The organism is Candidatus Symbiopectobacterium sp. NZEC135, from assembly GCF_025962695.1.
Window position 1 is genome coordinate 1 of the sequence record NZ_JAGFPF010000038.1, and the last position, 16,076, is coordinate 16,076.

A 16,076-nucleotide genomic window follows, 5' to 3' on the forward strand; every position below is an offset into this window, starting at 1 on the left:
TTTAAGCCCGTAGGCTTTACGATAAAGTCCTGTGAGTGCCCACACAGATTGTCTGATTAATTGTTAAAGAGCGTTGCCACATCTACCGTGGCGCGGGAGGCGTATATTACGCTGCACCGCTGAAAAGTCAACGTTAATTTTTCAATTTCGCGTTTAACTTTCCGACTGTTACCGCAACTGCGAATCGCTGTTGCCGTGTCAGTGGAGGCGCAGTATAGACACTTCTCGCGCCCTGACAAGGGCTAATTTCAATTTTATTTCTGAGTGCCTACTATTCCGCCAAAAAGCCACTAAAGCGGTAGTTTTTCCAACGATTCAAAGCCGAAGCGCTGCAAAACGGGCCACAGGGTCGCCACTTTAGGCGTGATCGTCATGCAATACGCCAGATTCTTTTCCGTGCTCAGCGCCGGTGGTTGTTCAAGGTTAGCAAGATGCCATGCGGTTCTTCTGGCGATTGCCGCTCCGGAATCCACCAGTCGCGTGCCGTTTGGCAACACCAACTGTAACTCTTCAGCCAAAAGCGGGAAGTGCGTGCAGCCAAGCACGACGGTATCTGGAGGCTCAGGCAATTTCAGCCAGGGGTGGAGAATGTGCTGCAACGCCAGTAAGGATACGTTATCCCCTTGCAACTTAGCTTCCGCCAGTTCCACTAACTCCGCCGACCCCAGCAGCAATATCTGGCAGTCCGTGGCAAAACGGGCAATCAGTTCATGGGTATAGGAGCGTTGCACTGTGGCACGTGTCGCCAGAACGCCGACGATGCCATTGCGTGTCAGTTTTGCGGCAGGCTTCACGGCGGGCACGACACCGATCACCGGGAAAGTAAAACGCTCACGCAATGCGGGCAGTGAAATGGTGCTTGCAGTGTTACAAGCAATCACCACGGCGGCCAGTTGATGGCGCTGTTGTACCGCAGAAACGATGTGAACCACACGCTCAACGATAAAGTCTTGCGGTTTCTCACCGTAGGGGAACGCTTCATTATCGAAGGCGTAGATATAATGAAGATCCGGCAGCAACTGCCGAATCTCGTTATACACAGATAACCCCCCCACGCCGGAGTCAAACACCAACACCGTGGGGCGGGCGGGCAGGTTAGAAGGTGTAGCTTCCGTTGAGATAGTACTCTCTTCCTGCCGTTTGATAGCCATATGCTGTCTCGTACTCTTTATCAAACAGGTTGGCGATTCTACCACGAACTGTGAGATGAGAGGTGACAGGATATGATACAGCGAGGTCTACTGTGCTGTAGCTTGGCAGACGACGCTGCTCAAGGTTGTAAGAACTGGTTGCGTTGTCAAAACGCTTACCGCTGTATTGATAAGCGATGTTGACATCGAAATCATACATGGTCCAATCCAACTGATACTTGGCTTTTTGTTTCGCGCGTCTTGCCAGCACTTCATTGTCAGCATCTCGACGAGCATCGAGATACTCCAAAGTAAGGCTATGGCTGAAAATGCCAGTGGTTACGCTTCCCGTCCACTCCACGCCTTTAATAGTCGCTTTGTCAGTATTAATGTACCTACCAGCCGAATCAGAACCGATTAAATTATCGATTTCATTACGATAGGTAGCCAAACGCCAGAAAAGTGGTCCCGTAGTTCCCTCAAGGCCAGCTTCCCATTGACTAGACTCTTCAGGTTTCAGATTGCTATTCGCCCACCATCCGCCATAAAGCTGACCAAAGCTAGGTGCCAGAAATGCTGTACCATACGATAAAGTAACGCGATAATCGGGGACGAACTCCCATCCAGCCGCAGTCTGCCAAGTATTATGGCGATCATATTGCGTACTATCATCGGTACGAACGGCACCTTCCAGCGTTAACTGATCAAAATAACGCTGCTGCGCTGACAAATACAATCCAGTATTTTCACGTGAATACGCTTCACTACCTGAGCCCGATTTTTTCTCTTCCCGACGCCAGTCTACGCCACCACTGACCGTTCCTGAACCAACCTGGACAGCGTTGCCCCATAACACGCTGCGCTGGGTAATCTCTGCAAGTGAATAACCTGTAGAGTAGTTACCGTTTGTACTATTGAAGTTATAGTCCTTATAAGTCTGATAGCTCCCTACTAACTGAGAACTCCATCTTTCATGCTGAAAACGTAAGCCCGAATCAAAACTTTTGGAATAGAGTTGGCGTACATCGCTATAGCTATCAGAATAAATACGATCGTAATCCGTCGTATTGTTGTAACCATAAGAGCGGAAAAAACCGGCCACATCATCATTAAAGCGATGCTCAACACTGCCCCAAAGCGATTTGCTGCGAAAACCGTCATTATCTTTATCAGCAGAGAACGTTGAAGAAGGATATACATTGTATCCTTGCGTTTCATCAAAAGCCCCAGCCAAGGATACCGCCGTATTTTCCCCCAGATGCTGTCGGATACTTCCATCATAGCTCTGAGTACGATTTGAGCCCACACCAGCCTGCAATTTTCCACCATCACTTTCTTTTTGCGTAATGATGTTAATCACACCGCCAATGGCCTCAGAACCATAAGCTGCGGAACGAGGGCCGCGAATAAATTCGATACGCTGCACGAGAGAAACTGGAATCTGGCTGAAATCAATGCTGCCAGTCACGCTCGTGGAAGCTAAACGCACGCCATCCACCAATACCAATACATGGTTGGAGTTCGTACCTCTAATAAAGAGAGAACTCATTTGCCCACGTCCACCGTTCTGCCCAATATCCACACCGGGTAAACGACGCATCACATCATTTAGGCTTTTCGGCTGCCAACGATCGATATCCTCTCGAGTCACAACATCAATAGGCGCCAACACCGTATTCACAGGCTGTTGAAAACGGTTAGCGGTAACCACCATGGTGTTGTCAGTTTGCTGCGCCCAGCCAGAAAAAGCCGTGGCAGAGAGCGCTGCCAACAGCGATAATTTTTTATAAGACATGTAGTTAGCATCCAAATTACATTACGGATGCCGCATTACCACAATCGATAGCTCGCGACGATCGTGAACATTGCGACGTAAACCGGCAGGTCTTCGGGCTTGGGTGACATTGCTGTTGCAATCAGAAACGACGACTTCCCACCCGCAGGCAGTGTCTGCATTCAATGCTATCGTTTCTCTTCCCCTTACCGCTGCGCGTCAGCTCCAGATTTTCACTGGATTCCCTTTTAACTCACACTGCGTCAGCACACAGTGCAATACCGGCACGCTATGCTACGATGGTCGCTTACGGATGTCTAGACTTCCGCTATGTGAAATTATTATCGCAGCAACAACGCTGGACATCCCTTCGAGATGCCCTACAATCCCGGCCAGTAAACTTCTTTTCACCTTTATTATCGTTTTGAAGCCGAGAACCCCATGACGCCAGAGAACCTGCCCATCGAACAGTATGACGACCAGCTTGCACAAAAAACGGAACGTCTACGGCAGATGATGGTGCCCTTTGCTGCGCCTGAGCCAGAGGTGTTTCGTTCCCCGGTCAATCATTACCGTATGCGGGCCGAATTTCGCATGTGGCACGAAGGGGACGATCTCTACCACATCATGTTCGATCAGCAGACCAAACAGCGGATCAGAGTCGATCAGTTCCCTGCGGCCAGCGTGTTGATTAATCGACTCATGCCCATTCTGATCGATGCATTACGCAACGATGCGGTACTGCGCCGCAAGCTGTTTCAGATTGACTATCTGTCGACGATGAGCGGTGAAGTGGTGGTGACGTTTATCTACCACAAAGCGTTAGATGAGGAGTGGCAACAGCAGGCATGCGCGCTGCGCGATGCACTGCGCGCTCAGGGATTCGCTCTGCAACTGATTGGCCGGGCAACAAAAACGAAAATCTGTCTCGACAGAGATTATGTGGATGAGCGCCTGCCCGTCGCCGGGCGTGAGATGACCTACCGCCAGATTGAAAATAGCTTCACCCAGCCCAATGCCGCCGTCAATATTCACATGCTGGAGTGGGCGCTGAAGGCTACCGCGGGCTCAACAGGCGATCTGCTCGAGCTGTATTGCGGTAACGGCAACTTCTCATTGGCATTGGCACGTAATTTCAATCGTGTATTAGCCACCGAAATCGCCAAACCGTCTGTCGCCGCGGCACAATTCAACATCGCCGCGAACCAGATTGATAACGTGCAGATTATTCGCATGTCGGCAGAAGAATTCACCCAAGCACTACAGGGTCAGCGTGAATTTACCCGTTTGCAGGGTATCGATTTGTCCGAGTATCAGTGCGACACCATTTTTGTCGATCCGCCGCGTAGCGGCCTGGACGACCAAACGCTGTCCATGGTGCAGGGGTACTCGCATATCCTCTACATCTCCTGCAACCCGGAAACCCTGTGCAATAACCTGACCCAACTCACGACGACGCACCGTATCACGCGTCTGGCACTGTTCGATCAGTTTCCCTACACCCACCATATGGAATGCGGCGTGCTATTAGAGAAGAAGGCGTAACCGCCTTCTCAGGCTGATGACAAAGCCCGTGGTTAGGTGAAGTGCGGCGATGGGGTCGTAGCGGCGTGAGCCGCCGGAGCGCCCCTCGTCGTGATTCACCGAGAAACACGGACATGCCGAAAAGGGCTTGCGTAACCATCAGGATGCAGGCGCGTCGTCTACCGGGCGACGCTTTTTAAGCCGCAAGCCAATCCAGAACACCAACACCACACACAGTAATGACGGCAGGAAGTTGGAACCAATCTGCGGATATTCAACGCGAACCAACGCGCTATACAGCAACAACCCCAGCAAAAAGCAGGCAGCAGCCAGCAGCGGTATGCCTTCAGGCATCTCAATATTGAGGTAACGCTGGTGCAGGCAGTAAACCGACAGCACCAGGGCAACCAGCGGAAAGACGGAAAAAGGCACGATTGAACTGAACAAGGCGGCAAATGAACCATTGACCGACAAACCGGCGATCAATGCCAAAACCAGGGTGCCTTTTTCTTGATGAGGGTATTTTGTCATGATGTCTCCCGTAGTTTTAAACACTCAAGCGTTTTAAACACTCAGGAACACGATGAGGCGCCTACCGCGTACCGCCTTAACTGAGGGAAACCTCACCTCAGGCTCGCGGCTACACGTCAGACGTATTCACTTCCTTCTCATGTTCCTTTCTGTACCAGTAGTAAGCCCCTTTGGCAATCAGGCGTAATTGCAGCACCAAGCGTTCTTCCAATTGTCGCCGCTGTTCAAGCCCAACGTCCAACGCCTCTGCGCCAGCACTAAACACTATCGTGACCATGGCTTCAGACTGCGCCTCCGCAAATTCACGCGGGATATGATTTTCCACTTCAAGATAGTCCGCCAGTTCCGCAATAAAATGCTGGATTTCACGGGCGACAGCAGCACGAAACGCTGCGGAGGTCCCCGAACGTTCACGCAACAACAGACGGAACGCATTGGGGTTGTTGCCAATGAACTCCATAAAGGTGGCGACCGATGTGCGGATAACGCTGCCGCTTTTGGCAATGCGCTGGCGTGCCTGTCGCATCAGTTGACGCAACATCAGGCCGCTTTCATCGACCATCGTCAAACCTAATTCATCAACATCGCGGAAGTGGCGATAAAAAGAGGTAGGAGCGATGCCCGCCTCACGCGCGACTTCACGCAAGCTCAGGCTGGCGAAACTCCGTTCGGCGCTAAGTTGACTGAAAGCAGCTTCGATTAAGGAACGGCGAGTGCGTTCTTTTTGTTGTGCTCTGACACCCATATTTTGCGTTCCGACACCCATATTCAGCTGACACCATCCGCTTTCCTCTCCAGGAAAGCACTATAGCAAACTTTACTTGCGACATACTGAGACAAAGTTTGCCATATTGAAAATGAGGCAGAGGATTGTCATACCCGCAGCAGGGATAAATTGGGTTATGCATGCGGCGGTGTTACAATAGCGTTATCGGCTTGTATAAAAACAGGATTACCCTACCATGATACAACAAGCACAAACTCAGCAACCGTTTGATTATGATGCCATCATTATTGGTTCCGGCCCAGGCGGCGAAGGGGCCGCAATGGGGCTGGTAAAGCAAGGTGCCAGAGTGGCCGTCATCGAGCGCTATAACAACGTCGGCGGTGGATGCACACATTGGGGAACCATCCCCTCCAAAGCCTTGCGCCATGCCGTCAGCCGCATCATCGAATTTAACCAGAACCCGCTGTATAGCGATAATGCCCGCCCTATTCGCTCCTCGTTCTCCGATATCCTACGCCACGCAGACAGCGTCATCGGCCAGCAAACCCGTATGCGTCAGGGTTTTTACGAACGCAACCATTGCGAAATATTTTCAGGTGAAGCGCATTTCATCGATGAGCACACCGTTGCCGTACAGTACCCCGATAATATGCAAGATACGCTTACGGCGGCCCACATTATCATTGCCACCGGCTCACGCCCCTACCACCCGACAAACGTAGACTTTGCACATCCCCGTATCTACGACAGCGATTCCATTCTGGAACTGGATCACGAGCCCCAACACGTGATTATTTATGGCGCAGGCGTGATTGGCTGTGAATATGCCTCGATCTTTCGTGGTCTGAGCGTAAAAGTGGATCTGATCAACACCCGCGATCGCCTGCTGGCGTTTCTCGATCAGGAAATGTCCGACGCCCTGTCCTACCATTTTTGGAACAATGGTGTAGTCATTCGCCATAATGAAGAGTTCGAATCGATCGAAGGCACCGCTGACGGCGTCATTGTTCATCTTAAATCCGGTAAAAAGATGAAGGCCGACTGCTTGCTGTACGCCAATGGGCGCACCGGCAACACGGAGACGTTAGGGCTGGAAAAAATCGGTTTGGTGCCCGATGGGCGCGGCCAGTTGAAAGTCAACAGCATGTACCAAACCGCACTGGCACACATCTACGCCGTGGGCGACGTCATCGGCTATCCCAGCCTGGCTTCAGCAGCCTACGATCAGGGACGATTGGCCGCACAGGCCATCGTCAAAGGCGATGCCAGTGCACACCTCATCGAAGATATCCCAACGGGGATCTACACCATTCCGGAAATCAGTTCGGTGGGGAAAACCGAGCAGGAGCTTACGGCGATGAAAGTGCCCTATGAGGTTGGGCGGGCGCAGTTTAAGCATCTGGCACGGGCGCAGATCGTCGGTATGAACGTAGGGAGCCTGAAGATACTTTTCCACCGTGAAACCCTGCAGATTCTCGGCATTCACTGCTTTGGCGAGCGTGCTGCGGAGATTATCCACATCGGCCAGGCCATCATGGAGCAAAAAGGTGAAGGCAATACTATCGAATACTTCGTTAATACAACCTTTAACTACCCAACGATGGCCGAAGCTTACCGAGTGGCGGCACTCAATGGATTAAACCGCTTGTTTTAATGCACTGTCTAAATAGTGTTGCATATGTTCCCGAACCGCGTCCGCCAGTTGTTCATAGCGGCCGCGCAGCGGCGATCCAGGGCGGTATATCAGCGCAACAGTTCGCTTCGGCTCAGGCTTATAGCACGGCAAATAACATACTCCATCGCGCTGGCGCTCATGAGGCACCGCGAGTGAAGGAAGCAATGTAATACCACTGCCTGCTGCAACCATGTTGCGCAGCGTTTCCAGACTGGTGGCACGAAAATGTGTGTCTTCATCTGCCCCGGCCTGGAAACAGAACCCCAGCGCCTGATCGCGCAGACAGTGGCCATCTTCCAGCATCAGCAGTTTTTCACCCGCCAAGTCCGACATGGCGACACGCTCACGGTTTGCCCACGGGTGATCCTGATAAATTGCCAGTTTCATGGGTTCATCAAATAGCGGGACTTCAATAAAGGCTTCTGATTCTTTCACCATCGCGAGAATGGCACAGTCCAACTTACCGCTATCGAGATGCGCCAGTAACTGGTGTGTCTGTGCTTCGTGCAGATACATTTCCAGCTTGGGGAACGTGCGGTGCAGCATCGGAATAATATGCGGCAACAAGTAAGGCCCAACTGTTGGGATCAACCCAATATGTAAAGGGCCGGACATCGTCTCTCCCTGCTGACTTGCCATCTCTTTTAGCACTTTGACTTCACGCAGTACGGTTCTGGCTTGTTCTACCAGTAGCAGACCCGCCTGAGTAAACAACACTTTCCTGCTGGTACGCTCCAACAACATCACGCCCAGTTCATCTTCCAATTTGCGAATTTGACCGCTGAGCGTCGGTTGGCTGACGTGACAGGAGTCTGCTGCTCGCCGGAAGTGGCGGTGTTCAGCTAACGCCACCAGATACTCTAGATCCCGAATGTTCATTTATCATTATCCTTAACACGATAGCCAAAAACGATAGGTAGGATACCAATCAATGGTAAACCCTATCAACAAAGAAAATGTTGGGTTCCCGACAACAACGGTATCTTATCGGTTAAAAAATATAACCAGCGACGGCGTTAAGAAAATGAACTTTATTTCATTATTGAAATTTTATAAAACCTTCAGTGCTGATAATCATATGATGCCAAATATTAAAAACGCACAAAGCCGATACGCTTTACCGTAGGTAGTGGTAATAACATAGCGCATCAATAATGACATAATTATTTTACCCTGCAACATATCAATGAAGCTTGAATAAAAAGTGGAATCGAGCCAAGCGCTGCGCACGCATCAGTAGCGAAATTTAGTATGCCATTAGCTTCAGTCGGGTTAATGTCCGAGAAAAGCCGTAAACTGAGAAAGAATATTAATGAAAATATACCAGCAAGGGCGATGTCACCACTCACGTTTACCTGCGGATAAGCATGTCAGAAACGGTGATATCAATGATCTCATTTTGAGGTTATGGCGCGTTAAATCAATACCTGATGATCCCCCGGCATTGCGCGCTGAAAGAAAAAAAGAACTGGAATCCATATTAAAACAAACGCGAAGATGTTTAGAGATTATTATCAATAATCCTGAAAAGCATAACTTCAGTAAAATTCCCCGGTTGGATAAGCTAGAGGTAAAAATCCATGGCTATATTCTTGATGAGCAAGCCAAAGACTACGATACCGAATCGGATTCTGAGATGTCACTCTGTGAATCAGAGTCGGAACCCGAGAGTAAGGATCGCCCGACAACCAGCAAAGCGATAGGGGAAAGAGGAAAAGAAAAACGCACGTAATGGCAGCGCGCAACGGTTACGCACTGCCAAAATAGTTTTTGATCAGTTAACGGCAGGTCTTACACCCAGTGTATGGCAAATCGCATAACTCAATTCGGCACGGTTGAGCGTATAGAAGTGGAAATCTTTCACGCCCTCACGGCTGAGGATTTTCACCATGTCCATGGCGATGGACGCGCCCACCATTTTGCGAGTGTCAGCATCGTTATCCAATCCATCGAACATTGCCGTCATCCAGTTCGGGACGCGCACATTCGTCATGGTAGCAAAGCGTTGCAGTTGTTTGAAGTTGGAGACCGGCAGAATGCCCGGCACAATCTCCACATCAATACCCGTTGCGACGCAGCGATCGCGAAAACGTAAATAGCTTTCTACATCGAAAAAGAACTGCGTGATGGCGCGATTGGCCCCCGCATCAATCTTTTTCTTCAGGTTGATCAGATCGGCCTGCGCGCTTTTGGCCTCCGGGTGAACTTCCGGATAAGCCGCAACCGAGATATCAAAATCACCGACGCTTTTGAGCAGGCTCACCAAATCAGCGGCATACATGTCCGGTTTCCCCCCTCCCGGCGGCAAATCCCCACGCAGCGCCACAATGTGGCGAATACCGCTCTGCCAGTAATCCTCTGCGATTTCACGCAGTTGCTCACGGGAGGCATCAATACACGTCAGGTGCGGTGCCGCTTCCAGCCCGGTACGCTCTTTGATCGTCTTGATAATGCTGTGCGTGCGGTCACGTTCGCCAGAGTTTGCACCGTAGGTAACAGAAACAAACTTGGGTTTCAGGTTGCTCAGGCGGTCAATTGAGTTCCACAGCGTTTCTTCCATTTCGCTGGTTTTCGGCGGGAAAAACTCAAAGGAAACATTGATTTGCCCCTGGATCTCCGCCAGGCTTTGATTCAGCGCTTCCCGCTGGTTTGCGTGAAAAAAACTCATACCCTTGCCACCCTTATCGTCACGTTACCGTCATGATTCATCGAACGTCTATACGTTTAGACGTCTATATAGAAAATGACGGAATCTCACCCAAGAGTCAACGAATTTCGTTTAAAAGCTGTTGATGATTGCTCAAGGTAAATGAATTTTTTTCATCATGCTGTCCCGCACCACATTACAGGACGGGAACGTCGTTGAAATGCACGGTATGCCCCTGCGCCGTTACCCAAAAAATAGCGTACTGCGGCGTTTCCTGACTGATGTCAAAACCGGGGACAAAACGCAGTGCAGACTGGTGGTTGGTGCCGCGCACCGTGCTAAAGGTAATACCGCGCCAGTTACCGCTGGCAGGACGGTGCACATGGCCTGCGGCAATATGCCGAACGTTGCCATAACGCAAGCAGCATTGATGCAACGCATCGGCGGCGTCCGGTGCTAACCGCACCTCATCCAGCGACGGTAAACCGATGGGCATCGGCGGATGATGCAAAAACAACAATACCGCTTTGTCCTGCGCTCGGCGCAGTTGGCCTTCCAGCCACTGTAAGCGCGTACTGCACAGGTTTCCCGCGACATCACCGCTTTGCAGTGAATCCAGCAGAATCACACAGTAATCGCCGAGGGTCGTGATATTTTGGATAAAACCGTGCTCATCGGCTAACGCGGGAAACGCGCGCAGAAAGGCCCCCCGGTCGTCATGGTTTCCTAACGTCACACGCCAGGGAACCTGCAATTCCGCCAGCGTATCAGCCAGAGCAGCGTAAGATGCCGCGCTGCCATCATCGGAAAGATCGCCAGAAATAACCACCAACGCTGCATCGCGCTGGTGCGTATTTATATCCGCAATCGCGGCCTGAAAGTGTTGCAGCGGATCGCGCCCATGCAACACACGGCCTGGCGTCGTTAAATGAAGGTCGGAGAGCTGAATGATTTTCATGGTTTCCCTCTGTGCATCACAATGTGTGGCATGTTCAAGATATTCAGGCCGATTGGCGGCGTACCAGTGGCGCGCTCACTTCGGCTTTGCTAGTCGGTGCCTGCGGCTGTGCCTGTCGGCGTTCCAGCAGTTGTAGCGCCTGTGCGGCCATTACCACCGGATCCTGACGGAAGGTGGTCAGCGAATAGGCATCCCAGCCTGCGGCAGGAATATCATCGAAACCGATAACCGCCAGATCGTCAGGGACTGACAATCCTCGCTGACGCACGCAATCAATCACCCCAAACGCCATTAAATCGTTGATGCAGAACACGGCATCCGGCCAATCCACTGGCGGTTGCGCAAACAGCGCCTGACAGGCACCAAGCCCGCCCGCATAGTCTGATTCGACGCCACGTACCGTGCTCACATCCAATCCCAGCGTGCGCGCTTCATCGCAAAATGCCTGCTCACGCTCAACAATGTTCGGCGTGGCTGATACCGAGCCCATCAGTGCCACCTGTTTTCTGCCGTCAGCGGCGAACAAGCGCGCCGCCGTACGTGCCGCTGTGTCATTGTCGATATGCACGCTGTCGCAGGCATCGTCATTGCGTCCAATGACGATCAACGGCTGACCATTCAACTGCGCCAGTTCAACAAACTCCTGCGGCGGTGAACCAGACAAAACGATAGTCGCTTCAGCACGATGGCCGAACAGAATCGAACGGGCCGCTGCCATCGCGCCGCGCGTGTGTCCGGTATTGATCAGCACCGGAATCGAACCGCGCTGAATAAGTGCCTGAGAAAGCGCCGCGACCAGATTGGCACGAAAACCCACTTCCGGCTGTGTGACCACCAATCCCACCAAACGACTGCTGTTCGCCAGCAGGCCGCGCGCCAGATCATTGACCTGATAGCCCAGTTCCTGCGCTGCCGACATCACTTTGGCGTAAGTCTCTGCCGAAACGCTTGCGCCCGGTGTGAAGCTGCGCGACACCGCCGAGCGCGATACGCCTGCCCGGCGCGCCACATCCTGCGCGCTGACATAACGCTGTTTGCTGATGCTCATTTTCCAATCCTCGCCAACACGTCTGCTTTCAGGAAACGTTCCACCACCAGCATGAAAACAATGGAAGGCACCAGTAATACCAGCGCGGTTATCGACGCAATCTGGTAATTGCCGCCCGCCCCCGCGCTGTACAGCATCAGTGGCATCATCTGCACATCCGGCGCGCCAACAAAGTAGCTCCCCGTGAATTCATCCAACGATTCCAGAAAGACAAATATGGCCGCCGCCATCAGCCCCGGAAGCGCTTGCGGCAAGGAGATATCGATAAACGTGCGCCACGGCCCAGCCCCAATCGAACGGGCGGCCTGTTCCATTTCACGGCTAATAGCAGCAAACGCCGCAGAGGCAATCCACACTGCAAACACCAACCCGTGCACCGTATGCACCAGCACCACGCCAAACAGCGTGCCGTTAAGCCCCCACTGATAAAACAGGCGAGCGATATTCACGTACACCGTCAGATTGGGAAACGCCTGTGGAATCAGAAAAACCAGCAGAATAACGCCGCGCGCAGGCAACGCCAGCCGCGCCAGTGCAAACCCGGCGGGAATAGCCAGCGCCAGCGAGGCCAGCACGGTGAATATCGCCACCAACACGCTATTGCCCAGCGCTTCCCAGGCAACGCTGCGTGCCGAGAACACGCGCCGCCAGAAAGCAAAACCCCATTCATTAGGCAACAGGTGCGGATAAAACCATTTTTCCGCCACTGCCCACAGCAGCAGGTTAGCCAGTGGGCCAAAGATAAGAAAAATCAACACCCCCAGAATAAGCGCCGGGGCAAGCCATCCACATACGCGCTTCATGCTTTATCCCTCATGCTGATACGCAGATAGATAACTGCAAATACCGCCGTCATCAGCAGCGAGATGGCACCCAGCGCGTTCGCCACGCCATAGTCACCATAGGCATTGATACGAAAAGCAATATTGGCGCTCAACAGCGTCGGGGATTGCGCATTGATCATCAGCGGCACCGACAGCACCGACATCATGGTCACAAAAGACAGAATCAAGCCGGTCAGCAAGGTGTGCCACACCTGCGGCACTACAATTTCAAACAGAATACGCAGCCGACCCGCGCCAAGATTGCGCGCTGACTCCATCGTTGCGCGATCCAGCGATGCCATCGCACCGGATACCAACAGCGCCACAAACGGCGTCTGTTTCCAGACAAAGGCAAACACGATACCGCGCCAGTCGAGCCAGTTGCTGGCGCTGGCAATATCGACAATGCCCAGCATATCCAATGCCCCGTTTAGCCAGCCATTTTTGGCCAGAAAGGTGCGTAAAATCTGTCCGGTGACAATAAACGGGATAAACAGCGGCCAGCGATAAACCCAGCGCAGCAGTGCGACCCAACGCGGATTTTCCCCCAGCGTCAGGTAGCCGCCGATCAATACGGAAAACAGACCAATCAGTAACGTAGACACGCCAACTATCAGCAATGTAAACAGGATATCCGGGGTGTAGAGCGTCAACGCGGTAACAAAATTGGCCCCGCCGATGCTCTGCTCGCTGACAAAAGCGCCGCCAACCGACAGCCCGAGCGGTGCGATAAAGCACAGCGCCACCACCAGTAGCGCAGGCAGCACCAGCGCAATGCCGGCCAGACGAGAAGAAAAAGAAGGGAGTGGTAACATGCGGTTCTCCCCTTCCCGGCCAGACGGACCGGGAAGGACACTATCAATCAATCAGGTCAATAATGCGGGCGATTACTGCGCCATCGCGCGCTCATAAGCATTGAGGATCGCGGTGTTATACGGCGCGATGGGGAAGGTTTTCCCTTTGGTCACCAGATCCTGCGGCGAAATATCGGTAAACAGACGCTGCCAGACTTCCGGCTTCAGTTCCGATTGAACGTATTTAGCATCAATACCCGGATACCAATTGAAACGTTCAACAATGCCTTGCGCCTGCACTTTCGGGCTGGTCGCCAGTTCGACAAACTGCTGGGCCAACTCACGATTGGGGGCTTGTGCCGGGATCACGTAGTGCATCGGCTGACCGGGCATGCCCGGGGCAGGCAGCAGAAGTTTAAAGTTATCCGGCAGCTGGCCGTTCGCTTTCCACGAGTAGAACATGTCTACCCACACAGGGCCGATAGCAATCTCACCCCGGCTCAGCATATCCAGCGTGCCCGCATTGCCCGGCGTCAGGGTGACGTTTTTATTAAACGCTTTCAGGCGTTCAAACGCCGGTTGCCATTTCTGCGCCTCCGTTTCTTCAAACGGGCCGTTCATCAGCTTATTGGCATCACCGCCGTAAGCGTAAACCCATCCCATCACGAAGCTGACGCCCGAAGCGCCCCCTTTAATGCCGTTATAGCCGAACTGTTTTGGGTGCGCTGCCGCCCACTGTTGCAACTCGTCATAGCTTTTCGGCGGGTTCGGTACCAACGCCGGGTTATAGGCCAGTGCGGTTTGGCTGCTGAACATCGGCATCACATAGCCTTTGACATCACTGCCTAGTGCTTTGTCTGCCGCCGCCATGGTGACCAACTTACCACTCGCGATCGCATCACGGTATTGCAGCAGTTGGCCCTCCTTCACCATCGGGCCGACAAATTTTTCATGTACCACGGCAACGTCGGTATCCCAGACTTTGCTGCCTGCGGCTTGCTGCGCGTTAAAACGCTCAAGGATCTTCTGTGAGCCAGCATCACCAGGTCCGGTGCCGACGGCTCTGACTTTGACGCCCGGATGCTGTTGCTCAAACAACGGCCCCAGATAGTCGTTCACATAATCGACCATGTTTTGATCGCCAGCCGTCAACACGGTCAGCTCTTGCGCCTGCGCGGCAGAAAGTGAAGCGCCCATCATGAGCGTTACAGCAAAAATGCGTTTCATGTCAGTGGTCTCCAGTACAAGATTGGGTAGTCAGGCCGGGAAGCGAATTGTGAGAAGCAGCAGCCAGTGATGTTGACGCGAACGGGGTTGGCGTATCAGACGCCGGAAACAGGAATAGTGCCTCAGCCGGGATCTGCACCTCCACGCGCTGACCGACGTCAAAAGGCACAGAAGCATGCACCTGCATCCGCCATATCCCGCTGACCACTGTGTGCTGCCAATGCCCCCCCGGATAGCTTTGGGCCAACACGGTGCCCTGACGCACCAGCATGCCGGGAGCCGCGGGCGGCGCTTGTGTCGCATCGTAGAGCTGTGCGGCTTCGGCGCGAAAGCGCGCTTCCACCGTGCCGGGTTGCAACGTCGCATGCTGTGGCACCAGCGCCGCCCCCTGCTCGTCGCCACGCAGCGTCAATCGTTCGCCGTCATAGTAGGCTTCCAGCATCAGCTGATTTTCAGCCCCCATAAACGCCGCGACAAAGGCACTGGCCGGGTGGTGGTAAACCTGTTGCGGGCTGCCCGCCTGCATCACGCGCCCTTGGTGTAGGATGACGATGCGATCTGCCATCACCATGGCTTCTTCACGATCGTGGGTCACGTGAATGGCTGTAAGGCCCAAGCGCTGCTGCAAAGCGCGAATCTCATCACGCAGCTGCAAGCGAATGCGGGTATCCAGATTGGAGAGGGGCTCGTCGAGCAGCAAGATGTCTGGCTGTATCGCCAATGCTCGCCCCAGCGCGACGCGCTGACGCTGGCCGCCGGAGAGCTGTGCCGGTTTGCGTTCCCCCAACCCGGTCAGCCCCAGCATGTTTTCAAGCTGTGTCACACGGAGGGCGATCTCCGCTCTCGGCATACGCCGTAATTTGAGACCATAGGCAATGTGTTGTGCCACCGTCATATGCGGCCACAGCGCGTAACTTTGAAACACCAGCGCCATGCCGCGTTTTTCCGGCGGATAGCGGGTAATGTCCTGGCCGTTAACCAGTACCGCACCGGCATCGGGCGCCGCAAACCCGGCAATAGTGCGTAGCAAAGTGGTCTTGCCGCAGCCAGAGGCACCGAGCAGAGCGACAAATTCCCCGTGAGCAATTTCCAGGTGAATATCATTTAAAACAGACGTAGCACCGTACCCGGCATGCAGATGCGCGAGCGTAATGTGCGGCGTTGCTAAAGCAGAAGATGTTCTATTTTGCACACCTGTGCACCCAAACTAACCTTTC

Annotated in this window: 15 protein-coding genes and 1 riboswitch; of the genes, 3 read left to right on the plus strand and 12 right to left on the minus strand. The window is 53.0% G+C overall.

All coding sequences use genetic code 11. The features are described 5' to 3' along the window. Window positions 1-290: 290 nt before the first annotated feature. Complete coding sequence (gene murI / locus J5224_RS16730) at window positions 291-1,151, minus strand: glutamate racemase (protein ID WP_264626450.1); 861 nt, start codon at window positions 1,149-1,151, stop codon at window positions 291-293. After that, entirely contained in the window at window positions 1,096-2,925 is a 1,830-nt protein-coding gene (btuB, locus tag J5224_RS16735) for a TonB-dependent vitamin B12 receptor BtuB (protein WP_264626451.1), read from the minus strand. The genes murI and btuB overlap by 56 nt, the downstream gene beginning before the upstream one ends. Before the next feature lie 66 nt (window positions 2,926-2,991). Then, window positions 2,992-3,205, minus strand: a riboswitch (cobalamin riboswitch). A gap of 140 nt (window positions 3,206-3,345) precedes the next feature. On the opposite strand from btuB, the gene trmA reads away from it, so the two are divergent. Next, entirely contained in the window at window positions 3,346-4,449 is a 1,104-nt protein-coding gene (gene trmA / locus J5224_RS16740) for a tRNA (uridine(54)-C5)-methyltransferase TrmA (RefSeq protein ID WP_264626452.1), read from the plus strand. A 138-nt stretch (window positions 4,450-4,587) separates the two neighbouring features. Here trmA and J5224_RS16745 read toward each other — a convergent pair whose 3' ends face one another. Together J5224_RS16745 and fabR are read right to left on the minus strand one after the other, a co-directional pair. Then, on the minus strand, window positions 4,588-4,959 hold the full coding sequence (locus tag J5224_RS16745) for a YijD family membrane protein (protein ID WP_264626453.1): 372 nt from the start codon (window positions 4,957-4,959) through the stop codon (window positions 4,588-4,590). Window positions 4,960-5,068: 109 nt separating this feature from the next. After that, window positions 5,069-5,704, minus strand: a complete 636-nt coding sequence (gene fabR, locus J5224_RS16750; RefSeq protein WP_196907442.1) for an HTH-type transcriptional repressor FabR — start codon at window positions 5,702-5,704, stop codon at window positions 5,069-5,071. Window positions 5,705-5,921: 217 nt separating this feature from the next. Between fabR and sthA the strand changes: the two genes are divergently transcribed. Next, window positions 5,922-7,340: a Si-specific NAD(P)(+) transhydrogenase gene (gene sthA, locus J5224_RS16755; RefSeq protein WP_264626454.1), complete on the plus strand. Its 1,419-nt coding sequence runs from the start codon at window positions 5,922-5,924 to the stop codon at window positions 7,338-7,340. On the opposite strand, the gene oxyR is transcribed toward sthA, so the two are convergent. Further along, window positions 7,323-8,240: a DNA-binding transcriptional regulator OxyR gene (gene oxyR / locus J5224_RS16760; RefSeq protein ID WP_264626455.1), complete on the minus strand. Its 918-nt coding sequence runs from the start codon at window positions 8,238-8,240 to the stop codon at window positions 7,323-7,325. The two genes, sthA and oxyR, sit on opposite strands and share 18 nt — an antisense overlap. A 433-nt stretch (window positions 8,241-8,673) precedes the next feature. Between oxyR and J5224_RS16765 the strand changes: the two genes are divergently transcribed. Beyond that, window positions 8,674-9,093, plus strand: coding sequence for a hypothetical protein (locus tag J5224_RS16765; protein WP_264626456.1), 420 nt, complete (start codon window positions 8,674-8,676; stop codon window positions 9,091-9,093). A 42-nt stretch (window positions 9,094-9,135) separates the two neighbouring features. Here J5224_RS16765 and metF read toward each other — a convergent pair whose 3' ends face one another. From metF to J5224_RS16800, 7 genes are all read right to left on the minus strand, one after another. Then, window positions 9,136-10,029 carry a methylenetetrahydrofolate reductase gene (gene metF / locus J5224_RS16770; RefSeq protein WP_264626457.1) on the minus strand — a complete coding sequence of 298 codons (894 nt, stop codon included), beginning with the start codon at window positions 10,027-10,029 and terminating at the stop codon, window positions 9,136-9,138. Between the two features lie 175 nt (window positions 10,030-10,204). Then, entirely contained in the window at window positions 10,205-10,966 is a 762-nt protein-coding gene (locus J5224_RS16775; protein WP_264626458.1) for a phosphodiesterase, read from the minus strand. 43 nt (window positions 10,967-11,009) lie between these two features. After that, the gene (locus J5224_RS16780) at window positions 11,010-12,014 is read right to left on the minus strand and encodes a LacI family DNA-binding transcriptional regulator (RefSeq protein WP_264626459.1); all 1,005 of its coding nucleotides are present in this window, start codon (window positions 12,012-12,014) and stop codon (window positions 11,010-11,012) included. Then, the gene (locus J5224_RS16785; protein WP_264626460.1) at window positions 12,011-12,817 is read right to left on the minus strand and encodes an ABC transporter permease; all 807 of its coding nucleotides are present in this window, start codon (window positions 12,815-12,817) and stop codon (window positions 12,011-12,013) included. Before J5224_RS16785 ends, J5224_RS16780 begins: the two co-directional genes overlap by 4 nt. Continuing rightward, window positions 12,814-13,653 carry an ABC transporter permease gene (locus J5224_RS16790; protein ID WP_264626461.1) on the minus strand — a complete coding sequence of 280 codons (840 nt, stop codon included), beginning with the start codon at window positions 13,651-13,653 and terminating at the stop codon, window positions 12,814-12,816. Before J5224_RS16790 ends, J5224_RS16785 begins: the two co-directional genes overlap by 4 nt. Window positions 13,654-13,725: 72 nt before the next feature. Continuing rightward, window positions 13,726-14,859, minus strand: a complete 1,134-nt coding sequence (locus J5224_RS16795; RefSeq protein ID WP_413544687.1) for an extracellular solute-binding protein — start codon at window positions 14,857-14,859, stop codon at window positions 13,726-13,728. Window position 14,860: 1 nt separating this feature from the next. After that, entirely contained in the window at window positions 14,861-16,051 is a 1,191-nt protein-coding gene (locus J5224_RS16800) for an ABC transporter ATP-binding protein (protein ID WP_264626462.1), read from the minus strand. Window positions 16,052-16,076: the final 25 nt, after the last annotated feature.

What these genes read in the sequence shown, in the direction of transcription:
- fabR (WP_196907442.1), bottom strand. Translation starts at nt 5,704, where the DNA reads ATGGGTGTCAGAGCACAACAAAAAGAACGCACTCGCCGTTCCTTAATC.
- J5224_RS16785 (WP_264626460.1), bottom strand. Translation starts at nt 12,817, where the DNA reads ATGAAGCGCGTATGTGGATGGCTTGCCCCGGCGCTTATTCTGGGGGTG.
- trmA (WP_264626452.1), top strand. Translation starts at nt 3,346, where the DNA reads ATGACGCCAGAGAACCTGCCCATCGAACAGTATGACGACCAGCTTGCA.
- J5224_RS16765 (WP_264626456.1), top strand. Translation starts at nt 8,674, where the DNA reads ATGAAAATATACCAGCAAGGGCGATGTCACCACTCACGTTTACCTGCG.
- J5224_RS16745 (WP_264626453.1), bottom strand. Translation starts at nt 4,959, where the DNA reads ATGACAAAATACCCTCATCAAGAAAAAGGCACCCTGGTTTTGGCATTG.
- sthA (WP_264626454.1), top strand. Translation starts at nt 5,922, where the DNA reads ATGATACAACAAGCACAAACTCAGCAACCGTTTGATTATGATGCCATC.
- btuB (WP_264626451.1), bottom strand. Translation starts at nt 2,925, where the DNA reads ATGTCTTATAAAAAATTATCGCTGTTGGCAGCGCTCTCTGCCACGGCT.
- oxyR (WP_264626455.1), bottom strand. Translation starts at nt 8,240, where the DNA reads ATGAACATTCGGGATCTAGAGTATCTGGTGGCGTTAGCTGAACACCGC.
- J5224_RS16775 (WP_264626458.1), bottom strand. Translation starts at nt 10,966, where the DNA reads ATGAAAATCATTCAGCTCTCCGACCTTCATTTAACGACGCCAGGCCGT.
- J5224_RS16790 (WP_264626461.1), bottom strand. Translation starts at nt 13,653, where the DNA reads ATGTTACCACTCCCTTCTTTTTCTTCTCGTCTGGCCGGCATTGCGCTG.
- murI (WP_264626450.1), bottom strand. Translation starts at nt 1,151, where the DNA reads ATGGCTATCAAACGGCAGGAAGAGAGTACTATCTCAACGGAAGCTACA.
- metF (WP_264626457.1), bottom strand. Translation starts at nt 10,029, where the DNA reads ATGAGTTTTTTTCACGCAAACCAGCGGGAAGCGCTGAATCAAAGCCTG.
- J5224_RS16795 (WP_413544687.1), bottom strand. Translation starts at nt 14,859, where the DNA reads ATGAAACGCATTTTTGCTGTAACGCTCATGATGGGCGCTTCACTTTCT.
- J5224_RS16780 (WP_264626459.1), bottom strand. Translation starts at nt 12,014, where the DNA reads ATGAGCATCAGCAAACAGCGTTATGTCAGCGCGCAGGATGTGGCGCGC.